The organism is Methylobacterium sp. E-012, from assembly GCF_057836545.1.
The window spans coordinates 2,805,003-2,824,052 of the sequence record NZ_JBYQEY010000001.1 but is presented as its reverse complement, the minus strand read 5'-3'; the positions used below and the strand labels follow the sequence as shown (position 1 = coordinate 2,824,052).

General features: G+C 71.6%; 21 protein-coding genes. All 21 read right to left on the bottom strand.

Annotated features, from left to right (window positions below; translation table 11 throughout):
• Positions 1-21: 21 nt before the first annotated feature.
• The 21 genes from AC3IF1_RS13605 to gpW all read right to left on the bottom strand — a co-directional run bounded on the left by AC3IF1_RS13605 (position 22) and on the right by gpW (position 19,046).
• Complete coding sequence (locus AC3IF1_RS13605) at positions 22-828, bottom strand: putative phage tail protein (protein WP_489218011.1); 807 nt, start codon at positions 826-828, stop codon at positions 22-24.
• Between the two features lie 12 nt (positions 829-840).
• The gene (locus AC3IF1_RS13600) at positions 841-1,941 is read right to left on the bottom strand and encodes a baseplate J/gp47 family protein (RefSeq protein WP_489218010.1); all 1,101 of its coding nucleotides are present in this window, start codon (positions 1,939-1,941) and stop codon (positions 841-843) included.
• 1 nt (position 1,942) lies between these two features.
• A complete protein-coding gene (locus AC3IF1_RS13595; protein WP_489218009.1) occupies positions 1,943-2,515 on the bottom strand; it encodes a phage GP46 family protein in 573 nt (190 codons plus the stop codon).
• 22 nt (positions 2,516-2,537) lie between these two features.
• Positions 2,538-3,029, bottom strand: a complete 492-nt coding sequence (locus AC3IF1_RS13590; RefSeq protein ID WP_489218007.1) for a phage baseplate assembly protein domain-containing protein — start codon at positions 3,027-3,029, stop codon at positions 2,538-2,540.
• On the bottom strand, positions 3,029-4,237 hold the full coding sequence (locus tag AC3IF1_RS13585) for a phage baseplate assembly protein (protein ID WP_489218006.1): 1,209 nt from the start codon (positions 4,235-4,237) through the stop codon (positions 3,029-3,031). The genes AC3IF1_RS13590 and AC3IF1_RS13585 overlap by 1 nt, the downstream gene beginning before the upstream one ends.
• Positions 4,238-4,250: 13 nt before the next feature.
• On the bottom strand, positions 4,251-4,994 hold the full coding sequence (locus AC3IF1_RS13580; RefSeq protein WP_489218004.1) for a hypothetical protein: 744 nt from the start codon (positions 4,992-4,994) through the stop codon (positions 4,251-4,253).
• A gap of 19 nt (positions 4,995-5,013) precedes the next feature.
• Positions 5,014-5,520 carry a DNA circularization N-terminal domain-containing protein gene (locus AC3IF1_RS13575; protein WP_489218003.1) on the bottom strand — a complete coding sequence of 169 codons (507 nt, stop codon included), beginning with the start codon at positions 5,518-5,520 and terminating at the stop codon, positions 5,014-5,016.
• The gene (locus tag AC3IF1_RS13570) at positions 5,521-6,108 is read right to left on the bottom strand and encodes a hypothetical protein (protein ID WP_489218002.1); all 588 of its coding nucleotides are present in this window, start codon (positions 6,106-6,108) and stop codon (positions 5,521-5,523) included.
• 31 nt (positions 6,109-6,139) lie between these two features.
• Positions 6,140-9,721, bottom strand: coding sequence for a hypothetical protein (locus AC3IF1_RS13565; protein ID WP_489218000.1), 3,582 nt, complete (start codon positions 9,719-9,721; stop codon positions 6,140-6,142).
• A 119-nt stretch (positions 9,722-9,840) separates the two neighbouring features.
• A complete protein-coding gene (locus tag AC3IF1_RS13560) occupies positions 9,841-10,248 on the bottom strand; it encodes a hypothetical protein (protein ID WP_489217999.1) in 408 nt (135 codons plus the stop codon).
• Positions 10,249-10,303: 55 nt separating this feature from the next.
• On the bottom strand, positions 10,304-10,672 hold the full coding sequence (locus AC3IF1_RS13555) for a phage tail tube protein (RefSeq protein WP_489217998.1): 369 nt from the start codon (positions 10,670-10,672) through the stop codon (positions 10,304-10,306).
• A gap of 92 nt (positions 10,673-10,764) precedes the next feature.
• Positions 10,765-12,330 (bottom strand): phage tail sheath subtilisin-like domain-containing protein, encoded by a 1,566-nt coding sequence (locus tag AC3IF1_RS13550; protein WP_489217997.1) that lies wholly within the window; start codon positions 12,328-12,330, stop codon positions 10,765-10,767.
• A gap of 74 nt (positions 12,331-12,404) precedes the next feature.
• Positions 12,405-12,671: a hypothetical protein gene (locus AC3IF1_RS13545; RefSeq protein WP_489217995.1), complete on the bottom strand. Its 267-nt coding sequence runs from the start codon at positions 12,669-12,671 to the stop codon at positions 12,405-12,407.
• Positions 12,671-13,450 (bottom strand): hypothetical protein, encoded by a 780-nt coding sequence (locus tag AC3IF1_RS13540; protein ID WP_489217993.1) that lies wholly within the window; start codon positions 13,448-13,450, stop codon positions 12,671-12,673. Before AC3IF1_RS13540 ends, AC3IF1_RS13545 begins: the two co-directional genes overlap by 1 nt.
• Positions 13,447-13,875 carry a hypothetical protein gene (locus tag AC3IF1_RS13535; protein WP_489217991.1) on the bottom strand — a complete coding sequence of 143 codons (429 nt, stop codon included), beginning with the start codon at positions 13,873-13,875 and terminating at the stop codon, positions 13,447-13,449. Before AC3IF1_RS13535 ends, AC3IF1_RS13540 begins: the two co-directional genes overlap by 4 nt.
• A 40-nt stretch (positions 13,876-13,915) precedes the next feature.
• Entirely contained in the window at positions 13,916-14,158 is a 243-nt protein-coding gene (locus AC3IF1_RS13530; RefSeq protein WP_489217989.1) for a hypothetical protein, read from the bottom strand.
• Positions 14,159-14,262: 104 nt separating this feature from the next.
• The gene (locus AC3IF1_RS13525) at positions 14,263-15,303 is read right to left on the bottom strand and encodes a major capsid protein (protein WP_489217987.1); all 1,041 of its coding nucleotides are present in this window, start codon (positions 15,301-15,303) and stop codon (positions 14,263-14,265) included.
• A 104-nt stretch (positions 15,304-15,407) separates the two neighbouring features.
• Positions 15,408-15,788 carry a head decoration protein gene (locus AC3IF1_RS13520; protein ID WP_489217985.1) on the bottom strand — a complete coding sequence of 127 codons (381 nt, stop codon included), beginning with the start codon at positions 15,786-15,788 and terminating at the stop codon, positions 15,408-15,410.
• 52 nt (positions 15,789-15,840) lie between these two features.
• The gene (locus AC3IF1_RS13515; RefSeq protein WP_489217984.1) at positions 15,841-17,127 is read right to left on the bottom strand and encodes a S49 family peptidase; all 1,287 of its coding nucleotides are present in this window, start codon (positions 17,125-17,127) and stop codon (positions 15,841-15,843) included.
• Between the two features lie 36 nt (positions 17,128-17,163).
• On the bottom strand, positions 17,164-18,819 hold the full coding sequence (locus AC3IF1_RS13510; RefSeq protein ID WP_489217982.1) for a phage portal protein: 1,656 nt from the start codon (positions 18,817-18,819) through the stop codon (positions 17,164-17,166).
• Positions 18,816-19,046, bottom strand: coding sequence for a gpW family head-tail joining protein (gene gpW, locus AC3IF1_RS13505; RefSeq protein WP_489217980.1), 231 nt, complete (start codon positions 19,044-19,046; stop codon positions 18,816-18,818). The genes AC3IF1_RS13510 and gpW overlap by 4 nt, the downstream gene beginning before the upstream one ends.
• Positions 19,047-19,050 lie beyond the last annotated feature (4 nt).

The window sequence follows — 19,050 nt, the reverse complement described above, 5'->3', positions numbered from 1 at the left end:
GCGGGCGGCGGCCTCGGACCGTCAGAGGTCGAGGCGGAACACGAGCACGGTGTGGGTCGGGCAGACGCGGTCGAGCACGCACATGAGGTCGGCCGGCGTGATCAGCCCCTCCAGCGGGTCGCCCTGGCCGGGGACGCCGGTGAGCTGGCCGCCCACCATCGAGTCCTCGGACAGCACGCCCTCGTCGATCTTGAAGAAGGTCTCGCCGAGCGCGGCCACGTGGACCACCCAGTATTTCCAGGCCACCTCGTCGCAGAGCGGCACGAGGCGGGCGGCGGTCAGGGGATCGAGCGGGCGGACCTGCACGCCCTGGGGCGTGGACATCAGCGAGTCCTCGGCCAGCGCGCTCGTGTCGACCGCGAACTGGTCCGGCTCCTCGATCGTGACCGTGTAGCCCAGGCTCTGCGCGAGGCAGATCATGAAGGCCGGCGACTGGCCGCCCTGGCTGGCGAACTTCGAGCGCACGGCGACGAGCCGCGCCGCCGTGCCGCCCTGGCCGGTGTTGCAGGCGTCCGGCAGGCCCAGCTCCCGCTCCCAGTCGTCGAGCGTGTAGCTGATCGCGGTCGGGAAGGTCTGCGTCGCGGCCGTCCAGTCGAGCCCGAGATGGTCGGCCGCCCACGCGGCGAGCGCCCGCCAGAACTGGCGCTGCACGGGCGAGGCGCCGGAGCCGTCGCCGGTCTCGTCGGTGCCCCACGCCGGCCCGCGCGGGGTCAACGCCAGGATCTGCGGCAGGAGCCCATCCGGGGTGGGCTGCGCCTCCAGGTCGAGGACCGAGGGCGGCACGCTGGGCAGCGCCGCGCACGGCCAGCCGCTCGGGATGTCGCTCACGCGCGGGCTCCGCTACTGGTAGGCGATCGAGCCGAGGACCGGCAGTTGCCCGCTCGTGAAGGTCAGGTCGCCCGGGCTGACGAGGTCGTGGCTGTCCTCGCCGGTCGCCCGGGAGACCGCCTCGTCGAGCCAGGAGGCCGAGAACGCGAAGGCGGCCGACGGCGTGCCGGGCTGGGCGCGGTCGGCGAAGGTCGCGGCGATCTCGGCCTCGATCGCGGCGCGCACCGCGACCGTATCGGGGGTGAGCTTGCCGACGACGACCGCGACCGGTTCGGCCACCGATGCCGAGACGAACACGCGCGCCGTGACCGGGCGGCGGATCGGGTCGGAGGCGTAGGCCTGGGCGGCCGCGACTTGCCCGGCGGTGGGGATGCCGTTCGGCTGGTCGGAGACCAGGAACTGCACCCACACCGCGCGGGCGTCGTTCGAGAAGCTGTCGACGAACACCTGAGTGGCGGTGGGCACCGCCGCCTGCACCCACTCGGCGTAGTCGGCCGCCGAGCCGCCCTGGGGCGGGTTGCGCTTGCGGTAGAGCACGCGCGCCCGGAAACTCTCGATGTCTTCCTCGTCGGCCCCGCCCGACAGGCCGGAGCCGTCGGCGGCCGCGAGCACGGTGATCTGGGCGGGCGTGCCGGCCGGCGCGTCGGCCGGGTCGAGGAGGGTGAGCGTGGTGCCGGCGTCGGTGTTGCCGGAAGCCCCCGCGACGTCGGCCTCCAGGTCGAGGGTGAGCGTGGCGCCGGCGGCGCTCGCCGCCGCGATCACGTCGAACACGACGCCGTCGCCGCGAACGTACTGCAGTCCGGCCGGCACGGGGAGGCCGGCCGGCGCCGGGCCCGAGGCGGTGCCGAGCGCGAAGGCCGCCGGCTCCAGCGTCAGCCCCAGCTCGAAGCCGTGGCGGATCAGCCAGACGCGCTCGGCGGTCGAGGCGAACAGTTGCTTGACCAGCCAGGCCCGGCGCTGCTCCAGCTCGAAGCCCGCGAGCGCCAGCACCTTGGCGACCACCGTGAAGGTGTTGGCCCAGACGCTCGCGACCGCACCGGAGACCGACTGGGTGAAGTACCCGCGCGCGAGCCCGGAGAGCCCGCCCAAGCTGCGCACGGTGTAGCCCGCCATGTCACAGCCCCTGTCGCACCAGATCCCAGAGCGGGTCGAATTTCTTGGCGTAGAGCGTCGCGCCGTCGCGGGCGTAGAGCCCGACGTCGAGCACGGCCCGGTCGTTGATGAGATCGACCGCGCAGGCGGCGGTGACCTTGGCGACCGCCGCCTGGCCGACCAGCGGCCGGAGGCAGCGGCGCGCCTCGGCCGCCAGCTCCAGACCGATCTGCTCGGATAGCTCGGCGCGGCGGTAGACCCAGAAGTAGGAGCCGAGCGGCGCCTCGCCCTGCGCCGCCTGCACGTCGAAGCCGTCACCGGGCCAACCCCGGGCGTCCTTGATGCCGAAGCGGCGCAACAGCTCCGGGGGCGGCGCCGCGTCGGTCCACATCAGCAGGTGGACCGCGGTCGCCAGCGGCATCCGGGCCACGAGGCCGCCGGCCCCGCCCTGCGCCTGGGTGGTGGCCACCGCGAAATCGTAGCGCACCCCGTACTCGCCCGGCGCGCACGGGGTGCCGTCGAGCCGGAGCATGACGAGGTCGGGCGGCAGGGTCACCGCGCCGAGGTCGGCGAGCGGTGAGATGTCGAGTTGCATGCCGGCCTCGCGGGTGCGGATCTCAGATGACGGCGAACACGCGCGTGGACGGGCCGGCCGCCGTCATCACCGCCTGGGCGTTCTGGAGGCCGCCGAGGTAGACCTTACCGCCCTTGAGCACGACCTCGGTGCCGTCGGTGAGCCGCACCGTCGTCTGGTCCTTGCCCTCGACCACGGTGGCGTGCCGGCCGGTGACCCGCAGTTCCTTCTGGACCAGGGAGATCAGGTTGCCGTTGGCGTCGTAGAGGGCCGAGGATCCGACGTCGCGATCGCGCGGCCGGTAATCCTTGTGCTCGCCGCCGAGGTAGGCGTTGAGCGTCCGGCCGCCGTAGCCGAACTGCAGGCCCATGCCGTGGCTACCCACCGGGACGCTGGAGTGAAAGCCGAACGGCTGCACCCGGTGGACCCGCTTCAAGGTCTCGCCGGGCTGCCCATAGAGCGTGACCGTCTGCAGGTCGCCCGTGTCGTCGGTCTCGACGTGCTCGGCCCGGAACAGGCGCCCGAGTGCGTGCATCAGGCGTGCCCCTTGGCCGTGAAGGCGTTGTAGTCGATCGTGCTGTCGTCGAGTTGCGCGTCGTCGAGGCCGGCGCCGAAGTCCGAGCCCTCCGCGCCGCCGCCGTTGCCCGCGCCCGAGCCCGAACCCTTGCCGGCCGCGTCGGCGCCGAGCGTGCGCGGATCGACCAGCGTGAGGTCGGCCCAGGTGCCGGCTTCGCTCTCGCCCTCGCCCACGCCCTGATTGAACACCACGGTGGCGATGGCGAGGTCCTGGTCGATCTCCTCGTCGTCCCACTGGACGGCCACGAGGTGGGTCGGCTCCCAGAGCTTGCCGGCCTCGTCGCGCCAGGTCGCAACCTTGACCTGGATCGAGATGCCGGAGCCGGAGCGGCGCAGCATCTCCCATTCGGCGCGTCGCTTGAGTTCCTTGTCGACGTGGTCGCCCTCGTGGTGGACGATCAGCGGGCGGTGGCGCCCGACGCTGTCGTCCTCGGCCTGCTCCTCCTGGCGCAGCGCGTCCGCGTCCGTGCCGAGCGAGCGCTGGCCGCGCACGTGGACTTTGGAGCGCTTGTTCTCGATCGAGCAGTTGAGCTTCCACCGCTTGCACGGAGCTTGCCCGTGGACGAGCGCACCCGCGTGGCGGTTCTTGCCGGCGCGGGTGATCTTGACGCCGCCGTCGGGCTGGCCGGTGAGCAGCACGCCGCAGTGGCGCGCCTCCCGCTCCAGGGTGGAGAACAGCGGCTCGCCCGGCACGAGCTGGATCTCACGGAGCTTCGTGAGCACTTGATCCGAGGTGAAGTTGATCCCCCACTCGTCGAAGGCCTTGGCCGCCTCCAACAGGGTCTTGTTCTCTTCCAGTCCGGTCTTGTGCTTGACCGGCGGGCAGTCGATGGCGTCGCCCGCCTTCGAGCGGCCGGAAATCCCGACGTCGTGCGTGCCCGGCGCGCTCTCGACCTCATAATCGTCGGCGTAGCCGGTGCAGAGCAGGTCGGCCTTGGCCGCACTGAAGCTGCCGAACCCGTCCTCGCCCGCGAGCGGGGCAGTGTAGATCTGCACGAGCTTGCCGCGGCGCACGAGCCGCGCCTGGGCCGACCACGCCGGGTTCGAGGCGCGCAACGAGAAGGCGATCGCCGCGCCCTTGGCCGAGCGGGTCACGTGGACGCCTTGCCAGCCCTGGAGCACCTGCCCGTCGACCGTGAGCGTCACCAGTTCCGGTTGGAAGCCCACGGGCGCGCTCCGGTCAAGGCGAGGTCGGCGTCAGCGCCTCGAAGGTGGTCGGCATGAACAGGCTCGTGCCGGAGCGATTGCGCGCCACGAGGTCGGGCGCGCGCGCCGGGTCCTGATAGAGCGCCCAGGCGAGCGCGGTGGACGGCATCGACTTCGCCGATTTCACCCGGGCGATCGGCTGGAGCGTGGCCGACTCCGTCACGAGGTACGCGCTCGTCTGCCGGGCGGCGGTGCCGAGCACGTCGATGGCGGCCGGCCCGAGGGCGGCGGCGATGCGGTCGGTGGCGCCGTCCATCGCCGCGCCGATCCGGGCGCGCGCGGCGGTGGCCGATTGCCGGTCGGCGAAGTCGGTGCGCGCCTCCGCCAGGAACGCCTCGCCCAACGCCGCCGCCTCGACCGCGACGCAGAGCGCCCGGGCGAGGCTGTAGGCCTGCGTCAGGACCGGCGAGGCCGAGGTCGGCGCGCAGGCTTGCGTCGCCGAGGCGGCCGCGTAGAGCCCGGCGGCCGCGTCCGACGGCGTCGCGTCCCGGGCGAGCGCCTGGAGCCCGCCGACAAGGCTCGCGGCGATCGCGGCGGCGTCCGACAGGGCCACGAGGCGCGGCGCGCGGCTCTGCGCGATCCGGCGGGCGAGCGCGCGCACGCTCTGCGCGGTCGCGGTCGGCACCGGCAGCGTCCCGGCGAGTTCGCCGAGCACGCCGGCGAGCGCCTGGGCCGCCACCGCTGCGCCGGCGATGGCCGAGGACGGGGGCGCGGCCATGGCGGCTCCGATCGGGGGGTTAGAAGCCGGGCAGGAACCCGGCGACGGCGTCGGGCACGAAGGCGCCGATCGCGCTGGAGACGACGTCGGCCAGCGTGTCGAGCGCGCCTTGCGCGATGCGGTCGCCGATCTGGACGGCGGGATAGCCGCCGCCCTGGCCGCCCGCGTCGACGAACTCCAGGTCGAGGGCGACCTTGCCCTGCTGGCTCTTGTCCGAGTTCCAGGCGCCGTTGACGGGACGGACCGTCGCGGGCGGCGTGATCGGCAGGATCAGCGTGCCGGTCCCGCCGGTCGACATCTCCTCCAGGAAGGCGTCGGCCTGGGTGTCCGCGTCGTCGCCCACGATGTAGGCGGTGACCCGGTAGCGCCGGACCTTGCGGCCCGTATCCTCGGTGTCGTGGGTCTCCGCCCCGGCGTAGGTGTGGACGGCGACGTATCGGCCGGCGCCGTCGCCGCCCTCGCGCTCGACCTCGAAGGGAAAGCCCCGGAACGAGGCGCCCGGGACCGTCTGGGGCCAGTTGCGCATCTACCGGGTGCCTCCGGGCAGGAGCTTCATCAGCTCGGCGGCGATCTCGCCGGGCAGGTCCTGCTCGATCGTGTCCAGGAATGCCTTGCGCGTCTCGCCCGCGACCATCTCGGTCGGGATCCAGAGGCCGGACTTCTCGACGCGCAGATCCTCCTTCACGCCCCACTTGCCGGAGGTGGAGTAGAACACCTGCCCGTTGAGCCGACGCACCATGAACCGGCCGGGCGACTTGCCCGACCGGCGGAAGTAGTGGCCCGCCAGGGTCTCGACGTGGCCGCGCTCGGTGTACTGGACGCCGCCCGCGACCTCGTGCGCCCCGAAGTAGCGCAGGGACACCTCGCCACCCTTGGTCCAGAGATAGCCGCGCGCGCCGTTCGTGGGCGAGGCGCGGGCCATCTGCACCGCCTTGACGATGATCCGCTTGGTCAGCCCCGTCTGCTGGACCAGGGCGGGGATCACGCGGGCCTTGGTCCGCGTGAGCACCCGGTTGACCACCAGCGCCTGGGCGTTCGGCAGCTTCGGGCCGAAGCCCGCCAGATCCCGGGCGAGCTTGGCGATCGCGGCCTGATCGGCATTGACCTCCAGCATCGCGACCCCCGGGTGTCGGGAGATCGGGCGGCTACCCGATCTCCGTCTGCGGCATCGAGATGCCCATGTTGCCGCGCACCGGACCGTCGGTCTGCATGCGCAGCTTCTTCGTGCGGGCGGTGACGCCCGGTCCCGCATTCACCTCGACGGTGTGGTGCGAGCGCCAGGTCATGTCGCCGAGCCGGTCGATGTGCCGGCCTAGGTCGGCGACGTGCTCGCGCATCTCGCCGTGACCGCCCAGGCCCGCTTTCGGCGGGTCTGGCACCGTGCGCTCCGGCATCCGCGGCGACCCGCCCCCGCTCGTGATCGAGCGGATCGAGCCGTCCGGCATCTTCATCGTGCCGTCGCCGAGGTCGAGCCCTTCCTTGCCGTCGAGCCCGCGCACGAGGTGCGGGTCGAGGGCGGCGGGATCCTTGGCCGGGGCCGCACCAGGGAGATCCCTGGCGGCGACGGGGCCGGCGACCGCATCGGCGCCGAACCGCGCCCGCTCGCCTCGGCGCAGTGCGCTGGCCACCTTTGGCGTCCAGTTGCCGATGCCGCTGCCCCGCAGCAGGTACAGAGCGACGCGCGCCTGATCGGCGTGGCTCGCGGACATGGCGCTGGGCGCCGTGATCCCGAGTTTCGGCGCGATGTTGCGCCAGTTCGTGTTGGTGATCTGGTAGTAGCCCTGCGCGGTGTGGCGCCGATCGAACATATAGTTCGGGACGTTTCGACCGCCGCTCTCGTACTTTTGGATGAGCCCGAGCTTGTTGCGCTCGGCGTCGCTCGCCTGAACCGATGCGGGGATCTCCAGCGCCGATCCGCCGCCGCCACCGCCGCCGCCGCCCGATCCACCGCCCAGGCCGCCGCCCAAACCACCGCCGCCCAGGGAAGCCTTGCGGATCATGCCGCCGAGGCCACCTTCGCCGCCGCCGAAGCTCGCCGTCTGGATCCCGGAGCCGCCGCCCATGCCCGAGCCGTCGAAGCTCATCTGCAGCGGGATCGCGATGCCCTGCTTGAAGATCTGAGAGAGCGCGTCGAACAGGCCCTGCGCTCGGTCGACGACCTCCGGTGTCTTGGCCGTAATCCCGTCCTTGATGCCATCCCCGACCTTCTCGCCGGAGGCCGTGCCGGTCTCCTTGGCCTTGACCTCGACTTGGCCCAGGTCCGGGGGCCGGACCGGCGGCAGCGGCATGGCCGCGGCATCCTTGATCTTCGCGTCGATGGCGGCGAGTTGCGCCTCCATCGCGACGATGCTCTTCTCAGACTCGGCCTTGAGCGCGTCGCGACGCTTCTGCCGCTCCTCGCCGCTGCCGATCCCGAGCGCGTCGAGGCCCTGGGTCAGGTATCCCGGGTCGTCGGGCTTAGCGAGGTTGTCGCGGACCTCGCGCTCGCGCGTGAGGTTGTCGAGCACGTTGGCGCGCTCGCCATAGAGGGCGCCCTTCTTGCGCTCGGCCTTCTGCTCAGCGAGGTAGCGGGCGGCCTTCTGCTGGTCACTCTCTTGGCCCGTGACAAGCCCGAGCGCGCCGGTGTTGCCGCCGAAGTTGGTGTCGAGCCAACCGCCGGCGAGGGCTCCGGAGGCGATCACGCCGCCGGTCACGACGCCGCCGAGGGTCAGGCCACCGGCCGCGGCGGCCTTGGCCACCTCGGTCGTAGCGCCGCCCGCGCCGAGCTTCGTCGCCGCGACCTCCAGAGCCAGCGCCGAGTGGTCGAGGGCGACCGCCGAGCCCTTCAACCCGAACCCGCCGGAGAACGCCTTCCAGGCCAGTACCGACATGGTGCCGGCACCGGCGAGCCCCGCGGCCGCGGCGGCCGGCGCCTCTGCCTTGGCGAGGTCCGGGTGGGCCTTGTTGAAGGCGGCGAGCCTGAGCGACCACCCGGAGATCGCGGTGGCGACATCGTCGAGACCGTGGGCGGCATTGACCATGATCGGCGCCGTCACGACGCCGAGGAAGGTCTCCAGGGACTTCGACACGGCGCCGAGCGCGGCGATCGGATCGGAGCGGTTGTACTTCGTCCCCGCAAGGCCGCTCGCATCGCCGTACATCCGACCGTGCGCCTCGAAACTCTCCCGCTGCGTGATGAGCTTGGAGATAACGTTCGCGCCGCGACCGGTGAAGGCCTTTTGCACCCAATCGAGCTGGTCGCTCTCGGACTTGATGCCGTGATCCCGCAGGTGCGGCAGCAAGACCTCGTAGACCCATTTATCGAGATCGGTCGCCGCCAGAGTATCGCCCTTGATGGCGTGCTTGACGCCCGCTTTGGTTCCCTTGACTTCACCGTTAACGATGTCGAGCGCCTTCTCGTTTACGAGGCCGACGCGGGCGAACTCCTTAGCTTTGGAATGCAAGTTCTGCATCCCGCCGACGATCTGCTTGGTCACCATATCGATCGACTCGCCGGCCGTCGAACCGCCCATCTCCTGGCCGAGCGACTGCGCCGTGGTCATGATGAAGCGGTCGGACCAGCGGGCGCCGGAGGTCTTCGAGTACTTCTGCATCTCGAAGATGCCTTCCGGGGTGATGGTCGAACCCATCACCTGCATCGCCTTGACGTAGCTATCAAGAAGCTTGGTAAAGCGGACCGGATCCTTGGCGGCCCCGATGTTCTCGGCACCCTTCACGAGCAGATTGAGGCCGTGCGAGGCGCCGCCGCTCGGATCCTTGGCGTCGAGCAACGATTTCGCCCGGACCATCGGGTCGATGACTTCGTTGACCTCATGCGGGTCGGTCATTACCGACCGCATCTCCTTCCAGAGTTCCATCACGGAAGCCTGGGTCACGTTCTTGTACTTCGCGGCGAGCTTGAGCGACTCGTCGGTAATGTGTTGGCGCTCCTCGAAGCCGATACCGGCCTTGGCCATGTCGACGCGGGTGCTCTGCACCTCGGCGCCGGCCTTGGCGGCGTGGCCGATCACGTGGGTGACGCCGTGGACGCTGACCGCACCGGCGGCGAGCGAGCCCGCCGCGCCGACCACGCCGTGCTGGCGCATATGCCTGGCGGCCTCGGCCTGCTCTTGGGCGTGGTGCTTGGCCGCGCGCGCGGCCCGCTCCTCGACCTGGATCTGGCGGCGCATGGCCTCCGAGGTCCGGTCGAACTCCTGCGCGAGGTGGCGCTGGTGCTGCTCCAGCGCCTGCAGCGGCACGTTGACGGCCGCGGCCGCCCGCTCGGCGTCGCGCAGGGCGCGGGCCTGTTGCTCGGCCGCACGTGTCGCCTGGGCGACCTCGCGGCTGGCCGACTTCTGCGCCTTCTCGGCCGCCGCTGCCGCCTTGGCCGCCTCGGTCAGTTGCTTGGCCAGATCCGAGCCCTTGGCGGGCCTCTGGCCGTCGAAGGCGGCGACCGCCGTGCGCGCCTTGTCGAGCGCGGTCTTGGTCTCACCGGCGGCCGTGGTGACCCGGTGGAGGTTCGCCTCGGCCGTGGCGGCGCCGTTGCGCGCACCCATGACCGCGTTGACCGCGGCCTGCTGTTTCTCGACATCGAGCAAAGCCTTGGCGACCTGCTCGGCGCCCTTGGACATGCCCTTGCCGGCCTTCTCGGCCTGCTCGTAGGCCTTGACCACCTGCATGACGGCGGCCGACGCCCCCGCGTCCTTGCCGCCCAGGACGAGCTGCGCCTCGACCGTCTTGATCGGCATGGTGGGCGGTCCCCGTCAGCGGCCGCGCCGTACGCGCCGCAGCGCCTCCTCGCGTTCCTGCGCGCGGCGCTCGGCGTGCTCACAGGCCTGGGTGTGTTCGTAGATCAGGTCCTCGACCGTCAGATCGAGGATGTCGCCGTTTCGCCAGCCGAAGTCGTATCGGAGTTCGCTGGCGAGGTCGTCGAGCCATCGTCCGCGGGGCGCCGCTCCAGAAGCGGGTCCGCGTCGAGGAAAAAATCCAGGATCGCGTCCTTGACCTTGTTGGTGTCCTCGATCCCGAGCAGGTGCAGGTCGGTCGCGGCGGCTTTGCCCTCGCCCGTCACGAGCAGGCGCTCGGCGTAGGCCTGCACCCGCTCCCAGATCGGCACGATCTGGAAGAAGCCCGGCCGGGCCGGCGAGGGCGCGCGGACGTAGGGCTCGCCGCCGACCTCCATGATCGCCCGCCACGTCGGGTCCTTGAACGCCAGTTCGCGGATGACGGCGTGGCCCATGATGGGCTTCGAGAGCGCGATGGTCTTGGTGGCCACGGGTCGGATCCGGATGCTGGCGTCGCGGGACGGGTGAGGGCCGGAGGCGCGAGCCTCAGACCGCGGCCTGCCGGTAGGCGTCGGACTTGAGCGACACGCCGGAGACCTCACCGCTCTCGGTGTCGATCGTCGGCTTGCCGACCTTGGCCGCAGCGGTGAGGTAGTGGGTCACGCCGGCGTCCATCTCGACGATGGTCACGTTCTCGTCCTTGAGCATGAAGTCTTGGGTCCAGGGCAGACCCTTGCCCCGGTCGAACGACAGCTGCACGGCGGCCAGCTCGGGCTTGACGGTCTTGTAGCCCTTGCCGGACCAGTTGACGCCGGCGTCCACGCTCACGAGCGAGGGATCGACCTGGCACTTGCCGCGGCAGTCGTAGGTGGTGCTGCCGATGGTGACCTGGAGGCGTCCGCCCTGTGTATCCACGGGTCAGCCCTTTCGATGCGGAGGTTGCGGGGATCGGCGCGGAGCGCCGTTTACGGGGGCGCCCGGCGCGGATCGCGCGCCGGGCCCGGGGCTCAGAGGCCGGACGGATCCTGCTCGGCCAGGTCGGCAAACAGCGTCTCGTTGACGGCGAACACCATGAGGCCGGGGGTCACCGCGGTCGGCAGGTAGAAGTTCGCCCGCTGATTGTCGTAGTCGAAGTCGACGACGACGCTCGTGGCGAATAGGTCGGGCTGGCGCACGACGCCGGCGGTGTGCATGGCGTTGTACTCGTGGACCACGACCCCCCGCGCCTGGGGCGGGGTGACCACGCCCTGGATCGAGCCCGGGTTGTCCTCCATCATCGCCGCGCGCGGATACGCGCCGAGCAGCGCGTTCTTCATGCGCCGCTTGACGTAGACGCCGCCGAACACCTTGCCGATGTCGAGGAAGCCGGTGTCGGCGAGCCCCGCGGCGTTGGTCTGGTAGGTCGTGATGATGCGGTCACAGGCGACCTGGCCGTCGGGCGTGCGCACGAAGGTCGAGATCCCGTTGCGCAGCAGCGAGTCCCGGTCGGCCGGGGCGAAGTCGTTGTTGGGATCGTGCGACGGGCGCAGGCCCGAGAGCACGATCGTCTGCATCGGCCGCACGATCTCGATCGCGGTCTTGAGGTCGCGCCCGAGGTTCTTCGAGAAGGCCACCGCGCCGGCCAGCGCGCCGATCCAGCACCACAGCGGGTGCGGGACGAGGCTGACGCCCATGATCGTGGCGTGCGGGTCGTTGCGGCCGTCGCCGAACGCGGTGAGCGCCGAAAGATTGCCGTTCAGGGCGGTGAAGTAGTGCCCGTCGAGGCCGACCATCGGCGAGGCGCGCCCGGCGCCGATCACCGCGAGGAAGTCCCGCACGTCGTTGAGCTGGCCCGTCGAGGCGTAGGGCGCGCCAATGAAGTCGGCCGGCTGGTTGCCGAACTTGGCGAGCAGCGTCGCCATCACCGCGTCGCCGACGCCGTTGGCCATCGCGGTCGCGGTCGCGGTGATGCCGGGGACCTCGGCCTCGTCGCCGTCGAGGCCGGCGAGGATGGTGATGCCGTTGCCCTCGGTGCCGGGATGGTTGGCGGTGAGGGTGACCGAGGTGGCCTGGGCGGTGCCGCCCGCGGCCACGGTCGCCGCGACCGGGGCGCCCATCGCGCGGTTGAACTTGGTGTAGCCGCCCGCGATCTCGGCGACCAGGGCGGCGGCGACCACGGCCGCGGTATCGCCGGTGTCGACGTTCACGTCGTAGCGCTCGCCGCCGATGTAGCGGGTGAGCGTGCCGGGGCTGGTGGCGGTGCCGGCGAGCGCGACCGTGCCGGAGGCGGCGACGGCACCCGCGATGGCGCCGCGGTCTAGCAGGTAGATCTCGCCCAGCGGGTTCATCTGGCGGGCGTAGAGCAGCATCTCGGCCAGGACCGAGCCGGTGCCGCACAGCACGTTCGGATCGGTGAAGCCGGCGTTGTAGAGCTTCCCGTAGAGTGCCACCGCCGAGCCCGCCTTGGCCGGACCGATCAGCACGAGCGGGGACTTCGACGAGTAGGTCGGGGGGCCGGCGTTGATCTCAGCCGCGAACAGCGGGACGCGGATGTCGCCGGAGACGTAATTGAAGGCGACCTGGGAAGCGACCATGGGCGCGGGCTCCAAAGAGAAGGGCCGCTCGATGGCGGCCCGCGTGGGTGGTTCGGAAGGGTTGGGGGTCGGCCTCAGCCGTGCGCGGCCTCGGGCGCGGGCCCGGCCTCGGGCGCGGGCTCGGCTTCGACGGCGTGCGCGGCCTCGGGCCCGGCGATCGCCGCAGGCTCCGGCTCGGCCGCGATCTCTGCGATGTCGGTCACGGTGATGTCCTCGCGCATCTCCAGGCGGGCCCAGTAGGCCGACCACGTCACGTCGGCGCCGGTGGGCGGCAGCTTCCGGTTGCGGGCCGGGTCGAGGATGGTCGCGCGCGGGTGCGCGGGCGTGACGTGCTTGCGCATCAAGGGGTCTCCGCGGGCGGGAACGGGAAGGTGATGGCCGTGACCGGATCGTCCGGCACCGGCGTGCCGGTGCCATCCGGGTTGAAGGCGCCGGACTGGATCGGCCTCGGCGGGGTGAGCAGGCCGGCGAGCGCCGCCGCCTCAAGCTTGCACACCATCTCGGCGTAGGAGCCGGGCTTGGCCGCCCGCGCCACCGTGCGCAGCGGGTCGGGCAGCACGGCGTAGGGATCGGTCGGGGACGCGCCCAGGGTGGGGGCGTCGTTCTTGAGTTCCACCCGATAGGTCAGCAGGTGGATCGCGAACTTGACCCCGGTCTCGTCCGTGGCGAAGCGCGCGCTCGACCGCTCCGGGACCCGCCGGAGGACCTGGCGCACCAAGAGGTTCCCCTCGGGCGTCGGCCCGCTGGCGATCGGGTGGACGCGCCCCTGCGTGAGCATCACGTCGGCGCACCACGCGTAGCGGTTGAGCCGCGCCTCGCTCGCGCCGTCGATGGCAGGCACGAGGATCTCGGTGCCGGTCTCGCCGTCGAGCGTGGCCCGCAACGCGATCTCCAGGCACAGGTTGCAATGGTCGTTGAACGGCAGGCCGCCGTTGTTGCGGGAGTAGGCCTCGCCCTTCAGCTCCTCGGTGGTCACGACGATCACCGGGATCGGCTGGCTCGCCTTGAAATCCCCGAACGCCGAGTCGTAGATCCGGCCCTGGCACTCGCGCGCGAGCACCGGATGCGAGTTCAGGGCCGCGATCGTGGCGAGCCGCAGGGCGGTCAGCGCGTAGCTCATCCGACCTCCGCGAGGTGCGCGAACCCGCGCCCGAACTGCTGCGGCACGACCTTGGTGATCGCGTAGCGCCGACCCGTGCGCGTCCGGGTCAGCACATCGTCGGGCTCGACAGCCGTGCCGATCGCGTCGAGCTGCAGGATCGCGATCGGGCACTCGGCCACGATCGGGCGGGTGGTGGAGTCGGCCATGCTGCGTCCGTGAGCGTGCAGCGGCGCCCCCTTGTCGAGGAGCACGGCCTGGACCGGAAGCATCGGCCGGTAGGGGTCGGCGATGGTCGCCTGGTTCACGTCAGGGACCTCAAGGCCGCCGGCGACCGTCATGGTCGGCCGGGTCTGAGGCTCCAGCAGGAACGGCTCCATCTCGTTGAAGTGGACGAGAAGATCGCTCGACCGCGCGGCCCACGCCGCCTCGAACGGGGACGGCATGGGCGCACGCCTCGGGCTGCGGCCTCGCGGCCGGGTGGGATCAGGAGGCGGCCGGGACCTTGGCGGCCTTCTCGGCCTTCGCCTCCTCGTAGAGTTCGGCTTTCTTGGCCGCGATCAGGGCGTCGGCCTCGTCGGCGTCGATCTCGACGGGGGTGCCGGGCAGCACTTCCTTGATGACGTACTTCCCGGCCGTGACGGCGCCGTTGGCGTCGATAGCGAAGGGCATGTGGCCGGCACCGGGCAGGTGCAGCGTGACGTTGGCGCGGATGGTCTTGGTCGCCATGGAGCGGCTCCGGTTTCAAGGGATCGGTCGGGTCGGCGTGCGCCGATGGGCGACGGTCGCGCCCGGACGATGCGGGCCGGCGTTGCGCCGGCCCGCGGCGTGGATCAGGCGACGGTCGCGGCGAGCGAGGCGTTGATCCAGCCGAACAGCGGCAGCGGCGCCGAGGCCATGTTCTGCATCGTGGCGGCCGGCTCCTCGACGTCCCAGACCTTCGGGAAGCGCGGCAGCGCCTGGAAGCCCGCGCGCCGGTCGCGCACCGCGCCGTAGGTCTTGATGCCCTGGAGCGCATCGACGTTGGCGAGGATCACGGTGTTGTCCGGCATGAACTGCTGAGTGTTGCCGGCGTCGTCCTCGTACAGCTCCTGGTACTGCCAGAAGTCGAACTCGGGCAGCGAGCCGAGGTAGGCGACTTCCTGGCCTACCGCACCGCCGGTGGTCTTGCCGGCCAGATCGATGTTGCCGGCCGTCTGCCGGAACGAGTTCATCACCTTCGTGACGGTCGGCGAGTTGATCAGCATGTCGCCCGACAGCGGATCGAGCAGCACCGTGCGCGGCTTCGAGCCGGACACGCGCTGGACCTTGGTCGACCATGCGCGGATGTTCTGGAGCGGGTCGACACCGGACTGGCCCCAGCGCAGCGCGCCGGTGAGCTGGACGGTCAGGCTCGGGTCGCGGCCCATGCTCAGCGTCTTGGACGGATACTTCGGGCCCTGGCAGACCACCGAGCCGGTGAGCAGGAGCTGGAGCGCCATCCAGATCTCGGTGCGGGTGATCGCGTCGTCCTGCAGCAGCATGTTGTCGAGGATGGTCAGGTCGAAGCGCTGCTCGGGGGTCAGCTCGCCGAGCAGCTTCTCACCGACGCGGCGCTTGAGCGCCTTGAACGGCTCGACCACGTGCTTCGGGCGCACGGTCGGCGGGGTGAAGCTCTTGGTCGAGTAACCGCGAGAAGGCAGGATCTGCCCCTCGACCGTGTCGGCCACGAACGCGGCGAGGCGCCGGGCGCGCTGCACCTGGTCGAAGAACACCTCCTCGGTGTGGAACTGCTGGAAGAACTTGAAGAAGGTCTCCAGGATGAACCGGCTCGGCTTGTCCAAGACGCCGAAGGCGCCGAGCATCTGAGCGGTGGAGTTGGTATCGAGCGGCATTGACGCGGGCTCCGAACGCGAAGGGCCCGCGCGGGGCCCTGGAAGGTTGCCGGGAGGGGTGGAGGTCGGATCGGCCGAGCGGCCGGGTCAGCCGGGGGCTCGGATCAGCCCAGGACGCCGGCCTTGCGGACGTAGATCTTCGAGCCGGCGACGCGCAGCGCGGCCTCCAGCGTGTCGACCGTCCAGCTCGGGTCGAGGGTCAGCAGCTCGGCGACGAACTCGCCGTCGTCGTAGCCCGAGCAGGCGACATCGGCCGCCGAGGCGTCGATGTTGAAGGCGAGCACCATCGCCGGGGCCTGGGAGCCGTCGGAGGCCGTCTTGACGCAGGGCACGTACTTGTCGGACGCGGTGACGCGACCGAGCACGGTGCCGCGCATCAGCAGGACGCCCGAGGCGTTGGCGCCCGACGCGACGGTGATGGCGCGGTCGCGCTGGTGCTCGCCGGCGCGCAGCGAGGTCGGGTTGTACGGGGGATAGTCGGTCATCGCGGCGCTCTCCGGCGGCGGAAGGGGTGGGGGTGAGGCGCGGGCGGCCCGCTCAGCGCAGGCCGAGCAGCGCCTTGGCTTCGGCGGCGCCGCGGTCGGCGTCGGACATGGTGGACGGGTTCTGGCCACCGCTGGCGCCCAGCTCGATCGCCTTCTCGCCGGCCATGTCGGAGGCGAGGTTCGGCTTGGCCGGCTCGGGGGCGGCGGCCTTCGGAGCCTTGGCGAGCGCGGCGAGCGCGGCCGCGGCCGGCAGGTCGCTGTCGAAGGCGAAGTGCTGGGCCAGATCCTCGCGGCCCTTGGCCTCCTCGGAGCCAAGGATCGCCTTGATCCGGCTCTTGGCGTCGGTGGCGCCCGCGGTCTGACCGGCGGTCTGGCCGGCGGCCAGGGCCTCGGCGCGCGCGCTGGCGAGGGCCGCGTCGTGGGCCGCCTGGGTGATGTCGGACATGCTCTCGTCGTCCTCTGCGTCGGTGGAAAGGTCCGCCGCAAAGGCGGCGACGGCGTCCTCCAGGGAGCCGATTGCGTCGGCGAGCCCGACCGTGATGGCTTGGCTCGCGCTGTAGGTCAGGGCTTCGGTCGCCCGGATCGCGTCGGGATCCATCGCCCGGTTGCGCGCGACCGTGTCGACGAACACGGCCATCAGCTCATCCACGCGCACCTGCCAGCGCGCCTTGACGTCGTCGGGCAGCGGCTCGGTCGAGTTGCCGTCGACCTTGTGCTTGCCGGCGTAGATGAACGTGATTTTGAGCCCGGCCTTCTCCAGCGCGGCCGAGGCGTCGGTGTGGCTCACCACGATGCCGATCGAGCCGACGGTGCCGGTGCGGGCGACCCAGATCTGGTCGGCGGCCGAGGCGATCGAGTAGGCCGCCGACGCCGCGCGCTCGTGGGCGAACGCCCGGAGCGGCTTTTGTCCGCGCGCGGCGAAGATCGCGTCGACGAGGTCGAAATTGCCCGCGACCTCGCCGCCGGGGCTGTCGCACAGGAAAGCGATGCCCTTGACGCCCGGGTCGGCCAGCCCGCGCTCCAGGGCGCGGCGGATGTAGACGTAGCCGGTGGCGTATGTGGCGACCGCAAAGCTCAGGTTGGCGAGCAGGATGCCCTTGACCGGGATCTGGAGCACGCCGCCCGCGACCACGTAGGGGCGGTAGGCGTTCATCCAGTGCCCCGGCGCGGGCCAGAACCCGTCATCGGCCACCGCCAGCGCCGCCTGCCCGGCGAGCAGGTCGGCAGCGTGCGGATCGGCCACGAGCGCGGCCAGACAGGCGGAGACCTCGCCGGCGGCCGCGCCATCGACGAGGCAGGGCCGGCCCTCGGGGAACAGGGCCGCCATCAGGTTCGACATGGCTTAAAACCTCGGGCGGGCGGCCCGACGGCCGCATCAGGTGTCGGCGTCGTCGGCCTTCGGCGCGGCGTCGTCGCCTTCGGCCTTGCGCGCGGGGGTGCCGCGGGCCGCGTCCGGGTCGAGGCCGAGGCGGATGAGGTAGCGGCGCTCGCGCGCCTGCTGCTGGGCGTCCTCCTCCCAGTCGGCACCCTGCTCGGCCGCCTCCCGCTCGCGGGTGGACAGGCCGGCGGCGGTGCGCTCGATCGCGGCGGAGGCTTCCTTGAGCGGGTCGACCCAGCCGCGGGCCGGGCCGATCCACTTGGCCGCGCAGTAGGCCGCTTTCTTCGCCCGGAACTCCGGTGCGCCCTTCGGGGCTTTGACGATGCCGCGGTCGAGCGCCTCCTCCAGCCACGCCGCGTAGATCGGCTGCATGAACTGGGTGGCGAAGTGCTCCTTGCGCGCGGTGAAGCCGCGCCAGACTTCGAGCAGGGCCGCCCGGGCGGACGAGTAGTTCACCTGCCCCCAGTCGTTCGAGAGCTGCTCGTAGGTGGTGCCGAGCGCGGAGGCGACGTTGCGCAGGCCCGCGCGCTGGAAGTGCTCGAACACCGAGTTCGGGTGGCTCGGGTTGGTCAGCGTCACCCTCTCGCCGGGCGCCGTGAAGTTGACCTTCACGCCGCCCAGGCGCATCGGCGCGGCGTCGTGGAAGCCGAGCCGCATCTTCTGGTAGGCCGACAGGCTCTCCTCGGGCTCGTCGCCCATCATCGAGGCGAGCTGTTCGTGGTCGAACGGGCTCTCGATGAAGGCGGCCAGCACCGCGTTGAGCACGGCGGCCTGCAACTCGGCCTCGTCGTAGCGGCCGAGCATCTTGAGTTTCTTGACCACCGAGGCCAGCGGCGGCACGCCGCGCACGGCCTCGCCGCGGTCGGCCTCGAAGGCGTGGACGACGACGCGGCGCCCGAACCGCGTCTCCCGCGGCACGCGCTCCCAGCGCCAGGGCTCCATGCCGACATACCAGTCGCCGGGGTGGGCCACGCGGATGTGGTAGGCGATCGGCGCGCCATCGGCGTCCATCTCGACGCCCTGGCGCAGGCCTTTCTGCTCGTAGAGCCCCTGCGGGTTCGAGAGCCGGTCCGGGTCGATCACCTGCACTGCGGTGGCGAACGGACCGCCGCGCGGGCGCCACAGGATCGCGGCCAGCGCCTCGCCGTCCATCATCCGGTGGCGGAACGCGAGGGCGAGGATCCCGCCCATGCCTGTGCGGCGGCCGACGTCGCACCAGCAATCTGGGTCGTCGGCGTAATCCTTCCACGCCGCCTCGATGTCCGAGGCGAACTCGTCGGCGGCGTCGTAATCGACCTCGCCCTTGGGGGTCCGGAGGCCGAGCGAGCGGGCATTCGGCTTGGCCGAGAGGCGCCAGCCGGCGCCGATTATGCTGTCGACGATCCGCGTGACACCGCCCGAGGCCCAGCCGTCGTTGCGGGCCAGATCGTGGACCCGCGCGATCAGCGGATCGCGCTCACCCAGAAGCGCGGAGGCGCCCGACGGGTTGTGGGGCTCCCACGTCACGAGGTCGGTGTCGTGGCGCGAGGCGCCGGTGAACGAGGTCGCCATCGCCCGGCTTGAGCGGGCGAGGCTGCGGGCCGCCGCCGGGATCGTGGGAACGGATCGGGCCGCCGGCAGGCCGTCGGGGCCGAGGATCTGGGGGCCGCTCATCCGAACAGCACCCGACGGCCGCGCGTGCGCCGCAGGCCGGTGCGCTGATCGAGCGGAACCCCGAGCTGCGCCTCCAGGCTGTTGATGTAGGCGAGCAACTGCCCGGCCTGGACGGCCGAGTAGCGCATGTAGCCCTGCCCCTCGTGGCGGATCTCCACGAGCTGACGGCCGGTCATGAGATCCTGATAGGCCGCGCGGGCGGCATCGAGCATCGCCTGCGTGACCATCGGT